Origin of the sequence: Micromonospora sp. S4605, from assembly GCF_003176715.1 — a bacterium.
GTDB lineage: Bacteria > Actinomycetota > Actinomycetes > Mycobacteriales > Micromonosporaceae > Micromonospora > Micromonospora echinaurantiaca.
This window is the reverse complement of record NZ_QGSW01000046.1, coordinates 1-9985: the sequence shown is the minus strand read 5'-3', so window position 1 is coordinate 9985 and position 9985 is coordinate 1. Positions and strand designations below refer to the sequence as shown.

Genomic DNA, 9985 nt, shown 5'->3' with positions numbered 1-9985 from the left:
ATCGACTGGCCGCCGATCCGACGGCGGACGTCGACGACCCGCGGCTGGACCCGCTGCGGTCCGCCGCCCGCGACGGCGGCACCGTGGTGGTGGTCGGCGCGGCGGTCCGCCACCCGGACGGCCGCCGGACCATCTCCTCGCTCGTCGTCGACCGCACCGGCGGCGTCCGGGTCGGGTACGACAAGCAGCAGCTCTGGGGCGACGAGCGGGACCTGTTCGTGCCCGGCGGGCGCGGCGCCACCCTGCTGGTCGACGGCTGGCGGTTCGGTCTCGGCATCTGCTACGACGGCTGCTTCCCCGAGCACGGCCGGGCCGCCGCGGCCGACGGCGCGCACGGCTACCTCTGCCCGAGCGGCTACCTGGCCGGCTCGGAGCACCGCCGCGACCTCTACTACGCGGCGCGCGCCCTGGACAACACCATGTACGTGGTCTTCGCCAACTCGGTCGGCGGTGAACCGCCGTGGCGGTTCAACGGCGGCGCGGCGGTCTACGACCCGGAGGGCCGCCCGCTGGCGCGCGGCGCGGACACCGGCGAGGACGTGCTGGTCGTGACGCTCGACCCGGCCGCCCTGGCGGCCACCCGGGCGGCCCACTCCATGCTGGTCGACCGCCTTCCGCACCAGGGAGCGGCCCGTGCGGTGCTCACCGCCTGACCCGGGCCGGCGCCCTGCCGGGCCCTGTCGGTGCGACGCCGGCGTCCCGTAGGGTGCCCGAGTGCCGCTGCTCCTGCTGGACCTGGACAACACCCTGCTCGACCGGGCCGGCCCGTTCCGCGCCTGGGGTGAACGGTTCCTGGACGGCATCGGCGCGCCGCCGGCCGACATCGACTGGCTGATCTCCATGGACGCCGACGGGCTGACCGACAAGTGGGACGTCGCCGACGCCATCCGGGACCGGTACGGGCTGCGCATCCCCTCCATCGACCTGGTCGAGGAGCTGTACGAGGGGGTGGTGGCCAACGTCCGGCTGGACCCGCTGGTCGCCTGCGCGCTGCGGATCGCCGACGACGCCGGGTGGGTGCCGGTGGTGGTCAGCAACGGCACCGTCCGCCAGCAGGAGGCGATGATCCGGCGGACCGGGCTGGACCGGTTCGTGGCCGACTGGGTGATCTCCGAGGACGCCGGGGTCAGCAAGCCCAACCCGAGGATCTTCGCGCTGGCCGCCCAGCGGGTCCGGATGCCGCTGCGCGGCGCCTGGGTGATCGGCGACAGCCCGGAGGCGGACATCGGCGGCGCCACCGCCGTCGGCCTGCCCAGCGTCTGGCTGCACCGCGGGCGCACCTGGGCGGACCCGCGGTTCGCGCCCACCCGCACGGCGGACGGCCTGATCGCCGCCGTCGCCGCCGTGCTCGCCCGCTGAGCCCGGGGCCGGGGCCCGGCGGCGATCCGCGCTCGCCGGGTACGGCGCGCGAGTAATTCGGTTGACCGGCCGCGACCCGAGTCGCGAGCATGGTCGGCGCATCGTGCACCCGGGCGTGCGCCCGGTCGAGGAGAGGGGGTCGGTCATGGCCGTCTTCGCAGGTCACTTCCACCTGCCTCCATCAGCCTCGAGCAAGGGATCACCACCGCAGTGCGCGATCACGACCTTCCGGCGCGCGAGCGCCGTACCCGCGGCAAGCGCCGCTTCGACGACGACGACCCGACCTTCCTGAAGCGCGGCCGGGCGCCCGAGCCCGTCCTCGCCGACCCGGACGCCGAGCCGGACCCGGACACCGGGGAGCGCTGGTCCTCCTGGGACGACGCCGTGCACGGCCCGCAACCCCACCCGGACTGGCTGGTCACCGAACTGGCCGCCAAGGACACCGAACTCGGCGTGCTGAAGACCGGCAAGGAGGCGGACGTCCACCTGGTCCGCCGGGCGGTGCCCGGCACCGACCGGTCCTGCCTGCTGGCGGTCAAGCGCTACCGGGACCCCGAGCACCGGATGTTCCACCGCGACGCCGGCTATCTGGAGGGGCGCCGGGTCCGCCGGTCCCGGGAGATGCGGGCGATGGCCGGCCGCACCGCCTTCGGCCGGCAGATGATCGCCGGGCAGTGGGCGGCGGCCGAGTTCGCCGCGCTGGCCCGGCTCTGGGAGATCGGCGCCGCGCACGGTCGGATCGCCGTGCCGTACCCCGTCCAACTGCGGGGAACCGAGCTGATGCTGGAGTTCCTGGGCGAGCCCGAGGAGGGGCGGGCCGCGCCCCGGCTGGCCCAGCTGCGGCCCGATCCGGCGCAGCTGCGCGACCTGTGGGAGCAGCTGGTCGACGCGCTGGTCGTGCTGGCCCGCGCCGGCTTCGCGCACGGCGACCTGTCGCCGTACAACCTGCTGGTGCACCGGGGGCGGCTGGTGCTGATCGACCTGCCCCAGGTGGTCGACGTGGTGGCCAACCCGCAGGGCCCGGACTTCCTGGCCCGGGACGTCCGGGTGGTCAGCGCCTGGTTCACCGCGCGCGGCCTGCCGGCCGCGCAGGACCCGGCCGAGCTGACCGGGGAGCTGCTACGCGAGGCCGGCATCCGCTGAGGCGTACGCGTGCCGGGCGGCCGTCGGGCCGCCCGGCACGCCCGGTGCGGTGCTCACTGGAGGTAGCGCTCGACCTCCGGCTTAGGTCGTACGCCCTGGGCGTCCGGGTCGCCGTGGGTCTGCCGGGCGGCCCGCCGGCGGCGCAGCAGGTCCCAGCACTGGTCGAGGGACTCCTCTAGCTCGCGCAGCCGCTCGCGGGCCGCGTCGTCGGTGCCCGTCTCGTTGGCCTGCGCGTCCGCGCGCAGCCGGTGCTCCTCGTCGACCAGCTCGGAGATCCGGTTCAGGATGGTCTTGTCGTCCATGCCCATGAGCCTGGCACAGGGTGCCGGGGCACGCGCGGATTCATGCCCGGCCGACCGAGCGCGGTCCCGACCCGTCCGGGCGCTGCGGTAGGTTGCCGGGCCATGACCGTCACCGTCCGTCCCGGCGACACCGACGACGCGGGGCGGGTCGCCGCGTTGCTGCGGGCGGCCGGCCCGCTGATCGCCACCCCGGAACTGGTCCGTTGGCAGCTCACCGGGGCGCCGGCGGCGGAACGCTTCGGGCTGCTGGTCGCCGAGGCCGGCGACGGGCTGGCCGGGGTGGCCCGCACCGGGCTGCTGCCCGAGAGCGGGGAGCCCGGCTGGGGCTTCGTCAACCTAGTCGTGAATCCTCGCGAGCGGGGGCGCGGCGTGGGCGGGGCGCTGCTCGCCGCCGCCGAGGCGCGGCTCGCCGGGCTGGGCGTGCGGCGGGCGTACGCCCGGGTGGTGGACGAGCCGGCGGCGCTGGCCTTCGCCGAGCGGCACGGCTACCGGCGCGGGCGGCGCTCGCTGCTGCTCGGCCTGGACCTGGCGGCAGCGGTGCTGCCCGAGCCCCCGCCGCTGGCGCCGCCGGTGCGGCTCAGCACGGCCGCCGACCTCGGCGACCCGCGCCCGCTCTACGAGGCGGACCTGGACGCCGCCCGGGACGAGCCCGGCGACGTGGGCATGGCGGAGATCAGCTACGCCGACTGGCGGGCGGCCTACTGGGAACGGCCGGACCTGGACCGGGCGCTGACCACGGTGGCGGTCGTGGACGGCGCGGTGGTCGCGTTCAGCGTGGCGCTGACCGACGGCCGGGACCGGTACCAGTCGGGGATGACCGGGACCCGCCGCGACTGGCGCGGCCGGGGGCTGGCCCGGGCGGTCAAGGACGCCTCGTTGCGCGCGGCCCGGGCCGCCGGTCACCGGACCGCCCTGACTGTCAACGACGCCGGCAACGAGGCCATGCTGGCGGTCAACCGGTGGCACGGCTACCGGCCGATCGCGGCCGAGTACCGCTACCTGCGGGATCTGCGCCCCTGAGGGTTCCCATGTCCATCCCTTGTGGAGCATGGCAAAGCCAGCCGCGAAAATTTCTCTTGGTGCGACTAGAGAAAGTTGACGCGGCAATGGCATGCTCGGCGGAACGCTTACTGCACACAGTCGTGCCGCGACGCACGGTTGCCGAAGGGGGCACAGAGCACCGTGGGAGTGCCACACACCGCGCCGGTCCACACCAGACGAGCGGACGCGGTCCCACTGCGCCAGGTGGTGCCGAGCCTGCTCCGCGATCCGGCGCAGGCCCTGGTCGAGTTCGGGGAACGGTCCCGGGGCGAGGTGGTCAAACTCAACCTCGGCTCGTTCCGCCCCTACCTGGTCACCCGGCCGGAACACCTGCAGCAGGTGCTGCGGGAGAAGGCCGCCAACTACGTCCGGGCCGGCGACGGCCTCCAGTGGCGGCCGCTGAAGCGGTTGTTCGGCGAGGGCATCCTCAGCGACGGCGAGTACTGGTCGAACAGCCGGCACATCCTCCAGCCGCTGTTCACCGCGCGGCGGATCGACAACCTGGTCGACCGGCTGGCCGAGGCGATCGAGGACGCGGTCGACGAGCTGGACGCACCGGCCCGGGCCGGTCAACCGGTCGACATGGGCACCGAGCAGGCCCGGATCGTCTGTTCGGCGATCATGCGGGTCTTCTTCGCCGACAAGATCTCGGTGCCGGACGCCATGAAGATCATGCAGGCGCAGGACGCGATCGCCTGGTCGGTGATGCCGCGCATCATGGTGCCGTGGGCCCCGCTGGCCGTGCCGATGCCCGGTGACCGCGCGTTCCGCCGGGCCGTCCGGCTCATCGACGACACGCTGATGCCGATCGTCCGGGCCTCCCGGGAGACCGCCGAGTCCGACGGCGACGACATCATCTCCACCCTCTGGCGTGGCCGCACGGAGGACGGCAGCCGCCTCGACGAGCGCCAGGTGCGCAACGACACGGTGGCCATGGTGGCCACCACCACCGAGACCACGATCAGCGTGCTCACCTGGCTCTGGCCGCACATCGAGCAGGACCCGCTGATCGCCGAGCGGCTCTACGAGGAGATCGACCGGGTGGTCGGCGACGCCCCGGTACGCCGGGAACACCTGCGCGAGCTGCGCTACACCCGGCAGGTGCTCGACGAACTGCTCCGGCTCTACCCGATCGGCTGGCTCTTCCCGCGCCGGGCCGTCGAGGCCGACGTCCTCGGCGGGGTACGGATCGAGGCCGGTTCCACCCTCGTGGTGAGCCCGCTGATCACCCACCGGATGTCGATGTTCTGGGACCGGCCGGAGGTCTTCGACCCCGACCGGTTCGCCCCCGAGCGGGCCCGCAGCCGGCACCGGTACGCCCACTTCCCGTTCGGCGGCGGCCCGCACCAGTGCCTGGGCATGCACCTGTTCTACCTCGAGGCGACGCTCATCGTGGCGACCCTGCTGAGCCGCTACCGGTTCCGCCTGCAGCGGCCAGCGGTGCCCGGCATCAAGGTGGCCGCCGCGCTGCGGCCGCTGGAGCGGGTCGAGCTGACCCTGCGCCCGGTGCGGAGCGCCGCGGCATGAGCCCACAGCCCACGTCGCCGCCGTACGACGGCGGCGACCAGATCGCGCTGGCCGCCGAACAGGGCCGGATCTGCGCCCTCGCCGCCAAGGGACAACGCGACCTGGCCGAGCGCGCCGCCGCGTACCCGGAACTCTTCCCACCCCGGCCGTTCGACCCGGCGCTGTTCGGCAACGTCGCGATGGCCATCGCCTTCGGTGCCCCGTGGTGCGACCTCGACCAGCTGCGGATCACCAACCGGGCGGTGCTCTGGGGCTTCGCCGTCGACTGGCAGGTCGACTACGTCGCCAAGACCCGGGACGAGATCGACCGGCTGACCGCGAACTGCCTCGCGGTGGCCGACGGCGCCGCCCCGGCCGCCGACGACCCGCTCGGCCGGTTCCTCGCCGAACTGCGCGACGAGCTGGCCGCGGTGCCGGCGTACCGGGTCCACGCGCCGGTCTGGCGGGCCGAGCTGCGCAAGGTGCTCGACGCGATGGCGCGGGAGTGGGACTGGAAGCAGGCCGCCGGCTCCGGTGGCCTGCCCACCCTCGACGAGTACCTGGCCAACGCCGACAACCTGGCCTGCACGGTGGTCAACGTCGTGCACTGGATCCACTCCGACGACCCGGTGACCCTCGCCCACCTGGACGCGCTGGTGGTGGCCAGCGCCGAGGTGCAGCGGATCCTGCGCCTGGTCAACGACCTCGGCACCTACGAGCGTGACCTGCGCTGGGGCGACCTCAACGCGCTGTTGCTGGTGGACGATCCGGCCGTGGTGCGGCGCCGGATCGACGAGCTGGTCGGGCACGCCCGCGAGCTGCTGGCCCCGCTGCGGGACAGCTGCCCGGTGCAGGCCGACTACCTGGCCCGGCAGATCGGCTTCAGCAGCGGCTTCTACCGCTCCACGGACTTCTGGGGTGCGCTGTGACCACCTCGGAACTCGGCACCACGGCGGGGTCCGAGGTCGCCGCCGCGGCCCGGGAACTGCTCGCCGCGCTGGCCCTCGAACCGGCCGGCCGGGTCACCGCGTCGGTCTACGAGACCGGGCGGCTGGTCACCCACGCGCCCTGGCTCACCGGCCACGACCGGCGGCTGGCGTACCTGCTGGGCAGCCAGCGCCGCGACGGCGGGTGGGGCGCGCCGGGCGGCTACGCCCTGGTGCCGACCGCCAGCGCGGTGGAGGCGCTGCTCACCACGCTGCGCGCCGGCGGGGACGAGGTCTCGTCCCCGGCCGAGCTGGCCGCGGCGGCCGGCCGTGGGCTGGCCGCGCTCGACGGCTGGCTCGCCGACGGGCTGCCGCTGCCGGACACCCCGGCCGCCGACCTGATCGTGCCGGCGCTGGTCGAGCGGATCGACGCCCACCTCGAGTGGTTCGACGAGCGCCCCGGCACCGGCCCGGACGGCTGGGCCGGCCGGCGCCTGCCGCCGGTGGACCGGCGGCGGCTGGACGGCCTCGGCGCGCTGCTGGCCAGCGGCCGGCCGGTGCCGCAGAAGCTCCAGCACGCCTTCGAGGTGCTCGGCCCGGCCGCCCGGGGCCGGCCCGACGTCGCGCCGGTCGCCGGTGCCGTGGGCGCCTCGCCGGCCGCCACCGCCGCCTGGGTCGGCGACACCCCGGACGGGGCGGACCCGGTCGTGCGGGCCTACCTGGCGGAGGCGGTGCGCCCGCACGGCGGTCCGGTGCCCTGCTGCACCCCGATCACGGTCTTCGAGCGGGCCTGGACGCTGAGCAGCCTGGCCCGGGCCGGCGTGCCGGTGCGGCCGGCGCCGAAGCTGGTCGCGGAGCTGGCCGGCGCGCTCGGCCCGCAGGGCACCCCGACCGGGCCGGGCCTGCCGGCCGACGCCGACACCACCTCGGTCACCCTCTACGCGCTGGCCCGGCTCGGTCACCCGGTGGACCCGGCCAGCCTGCTGCGCTACGACGTGGGCAGCCACTTCTGCACCTGGCGCGGCGAGGACGGGCGGTCGGTGACCACCAACGCGCACGTGCTGGAGGCGTTGGGCTGGCACGCCCGGCACACCCCTGCCGGCGCCGCCCGGTACGGCGACCGGGTCACCGCGTTGGCCGGCTGGCTGCGCGAGCAGCAGCGGCCCGACGGACGGTGGGCCGACCGCTGGCACGCCTCGCCGTACTACGCCACGTCCTGCGCGGTGCTGGCGCTGACCGGGTACGCCCCGGCCGAGCTGGCCGGGCCGGCGGTGGACCGGGCGGTGGACTGGGTGGTGGCCACCCAGCGGCCGGACGGGTCGTGGGGGCGCTGGAGCGGCACCGTGGAGGAGACCGCGTACGCGCTGCACGTGCTGCTCGGCACCGACCGCCCGGCGCGGCCGGGGGTGCCGGAGGCGGCCCGCCGGGGCCTGCACCAACTGGCCACGATGGACGGCCGTCGGGACGATCCGCCACTGTGGCACGACAAGGACCTCTACGCTCCCGTGCTGATCGTCCGGGCGGCCGTGCTCGCGGCCCGGCAGCTCGCGCTCACCAGATCGGACCTGCTCGGGCGGGGTGGGGCGGCGCTGGACGCGCCCGCGCCGGACAAGTCCATGATCAGGAGCGCTTGAGTGACGAAGCGGACGCTGCTAGCGTGCGCCGGGGTCGATGCGTGCGCGTACGTGCGCAACTGACTGACGGATCACACAGGCCACGCCAGGGACGGTGTAATGGGTTCCCGCAGTTCGAATCTGCGTACCAAGGTTGTCGCCCTGCTCGCCTCGCTGGTCGCGCTCTGGAGCTTCACCGCCTGGGTGACCATCCGGGACGGCGTGAACCTGCTCGGCGTGCAGGCGCTGGACAGCAAGGTCTTCAACCCCACCGAGCCGCTGCTGCTGCAGTTGCAGTTGGAACGCCGGACGTCGGTGACCTTCCTCGGGCGTCCCGACGACGGCCAGCGGGCGGCCCTGGCCGAGGTGCGGCAGCGCACCGACCAGCTGGCCGCCGAGTTCACCGAGTCGATCGACAGTTGGCAGGTCGCCGCGCTCGGCAGCGACACGCTCGACCAGCGGCTCGACGAACTGGTCGGCGGCCTCGACGAGCTGGCGGCCACCCGTACCGCGGTCGACGACAAGAGCATCGACCGGGCCGAGGCCGGCGGCGCGTTCACCGACCTGATCGAGTCGATCTACCGGGTCTACGACGCGCTCGGCAACCTCGACGACGAGCAGGCCGCCGAGGACACCGCCGCGCTGATCGGCCTCAACCGGGCCCGGGAACTGCTGTCCCAGGAGGACGCCCTGCTCGCCGGCGTGCTGGCGGCCGGCCGGATCACCCCCGCGGAGCGGGCGGAGTTCACCCGGATCGTCGGCGCCCGGCAGTTCACCGCCAACCAGTCGATCGTCCGGCTGCCCGCGGCCGACCAGCGTCGCTACGACCAGATGTCCACCGGCGAGACCTTCCGCCGGCTGGCCGACCTGGAGAACCAGGTCATGCAGAGCGAGGCCGGCACCCGGCCCCCGGTCGAGGCGGCGCAGTGGAACGACACCACCGGTCCGGCGCTGACCGAGATCGGCGACGTGGTGCTCGCCGGTGGCGACGACATCGTCGACCGGGCCACCCCGATCGCCATCGGCGTCATCGTCCGGCTGGTGCTCGCCGCCGGTCTCGGCCTGCTCGCCGTCGTCGCCTCGATCATCGTGTCGATCACCACGGCCCGGGCCCTGGTGCGCCAGCTGGAGCGGCTGCGCGAAGCCGCCTTCCGGCTGGCCAACGAGCGGCTGCCCAGCGTGGTCGAGCGGCTCGGCCACGGCGAGGAGGTCGACGTGGCCAAGGAGGCGCCGCCGCTGCAGTTCGGCGACGACGAGATCGGCCAGGTCGGCAAGGCCTTCAACGCGGTGCAGGAGACGGCGATCCGGACCGCTGTCGAGCAGGCCGAACTGCGCCGCAACGTCCGCGAGGTCTTCCTCAGCCTGGCCCGGCGCACCCAGGCGCTGGTGCACCGCCAGCTCACCCTGCTCGACGCGATGGAGCGGCGGGAGCAGGACGCCGAGGAGCTGGAGGACCTGTTCCGGGTCGACCACCTGGCCACCCGGATGCGGCGCAACGCGGAGAACCTGATCGTGCTCTCCGGCTCCACCCCCGGCCGCGCCTGGCGGCGCAACGTGCCGATGGTGGACGTGGTCCGCGGCGCCGTCGCGGAGGTCGAGGACTACACCCGGGTCAACGTGCTGCCGCTCGGGCCGGTGTCGCTGACCGGCCGCGCGGTCGGTGACGTCATCCACCTGCTCGCCGAGCTGATCGAGAACGGCCTGTCCTTCTCGCCGCCGCACACCACCGTCGAGGTGCGCGGGCAGATGGTGGCCAACGGCTTCGCGATCGAGATCGAGGACCGCGGCCTGGGCATGAGCGAGGAGGACCTGGCCGCCGCGAACCACCGGATCGTCGACCAGTCCGACCTCAACCTGGCCAACGCCGCCCGGCTGGGCCTGTACGTGGTAAGCCGGCTGACCGAGCGGCACGGCATCCGGGTGCAGCTGAAGGAGTCCGCCTACGGTGGCACCACCGCGGTCGTGCTGATCCCGGCCGACCTGGTCACCGCCGACGACTCCGACCCGAGTACCTCGGGCGGCTTCCCCGCCGGTGCTCCCGCCCCGGCCGCGGCCCCGGCTGCCGCGGCCCCGGCCGCGCCGGCCGCCGGGCAGC

At 74.7% G+C, this 9985-nt stretch carries 9 protein-coding genes; 8 read left to right on the top strand and 1 reads right to left on the bottom strand.

Annotated features, from left to right (window positions below):
- The 3 genes from DLJ47_RS02145 to DLJ47_RS02135 form a co-directional block, all read left to right on the top strand.
- A partial coding sequence (locus DLJ47_RS02145; RefSeq protein ID WP_109898422.1) for a carbon-nitrogen hydrolase family protein occupies nucleotides 1–653 on the top strand: 653 nt, incomplete at its 5' end.
- A 61-nt stretch (nucleotides 654–714) separates the two neighbouring features.
- Nucleotides 715–1359 (top strand): HAD family hydrolase, encoded by a 645-nt coding sequence (locus tag DLJ47_RS02140; RefSeq protein ID WP_109898421.1) that lies wholly within the window; start codon nucleotides 715–717, stop codon nucleotides 1357–1359.
- A 210-nt stretch (nucleotides 1360–1569) separates the two neighbouring features.
- Nucleotides 1570–2502 carry a serine protein kinase RIO gene (locus tag DLJ47_RS02135; RefSeq protein ID WP_109898420.1) on the top strand — a complete coding sequence of 311 codons (933 nt, stop codon included), beginning with the start codon at nucleotides 1570–1572 and terminating at the stop codon, nucleotides 2500–2502.
- A gap of 53 nt (nucleotides 2503–2555) precedes the next feature.
- Here DLJ47_RS02135 and DLJ47_RS02130 read toward each other — a convergent pair whose 3' ends face one another.
- Entirely contained in the window at nucleotides 2556–2810 is a 255-nt protein-coding gene (locus DLJ47_RS02130; protein ID WP_172899298.1) for a DUF2630 family protein, read from the bottom strand.
- Nucleotides 2811–2906: 96 nt separating this feature from the next.
- Between DLJ47_RS02130 and DLJ47_RS02125 the strand changes: the two genes are divergently transcribed.
- The 5 genes from DLJ47_RS02125 to DLJ47_RS02110 form a co-directional block, all read left to right on the top strand.
- Nucleotides 2907–3824: a GNAT family N-acetyltransferase gene (locus DLJ47_RS02125; protein ID WP_109898419.1), complete on the top strand. Its 918-nt coding sequence runs from the start codon at nucleotides 2907–2909 to the stop codon at nucleotides 3822–3824.
- A 162-nt stretch (nucleotides 3825–3986) separates the two neighbouring features.
- Nucleotides 3987–5372, top strand: coding sequence for a cytochrome P450 (locus tag DLJ47_RS02120; protein ID WP_088992927.1), 1386 nt, complete (start codon nucleotides 3987–3989; stop codon nucleotides 5370–5372).
- Nucleotides 5369–6280, top strand: a complete 912-nt coding sequence (locus tag DLJ47_RS36565; RefSeq protein WP_233257614.1) for a terpene synthase family protein — start codon at nucleotides 5369–5371, stop codon at nucleotides 6278–6280. Before DLJ47_RS02120 ends, DLJ47_RS36565 begins: the two co-directional genes overlap by 4 nt.
- Nucleotides 6277–7911, top strand: coding sequence for a prenyltransferase/squalene oxidase repeat-containing protein (locus tag DLJ47_RS02115; RefSeq protein ID WP_233257613.1), 1635 nt, complete (start codon nucleotides 6277–6279; stop codon nucleotides 7909–7911). The genes DLJ47_RS36565 and DLJ47_RS02115 overlap by 4 nt, the downstream gene beginning before the upstream one ends.
- Nucleotides 7912–8010: 99 nt before the next feature.
- Nucleotides 8011–9985, top strand: a 1975-nt coding sequence (locus DLJ47_RS02110; protein WP_109898417.1) for a sensor histidine kinase, incomplete at its 3' end; no start/stop codon positions are given.

Excerpts from the sequence above, each read along its gene's own strand:
- DLJ47_RS36565 (WP_233257614.1), top strand. The coding sequence starts at position 5,369 with ATGAGCCCACAGCCCACGTCGCCGCCGTACGACGGCGGCGACCAGATC.
- DLJ47_RS02125 (WP_109898419.1), top strand. The coding sequence starts at position 2,907 with ATGACCGTCACCGTCCGTCCCGGCGACACCGACGACGCGGGGCGGGTC.
- DLJ47_RS02130 (WP_172899298.1), bottom strand. The coding sequence starts at position 2,810 with ATGGGCATGGACGACAAGACCATCCTGAACCGGATCTCCGAGCTGGTC.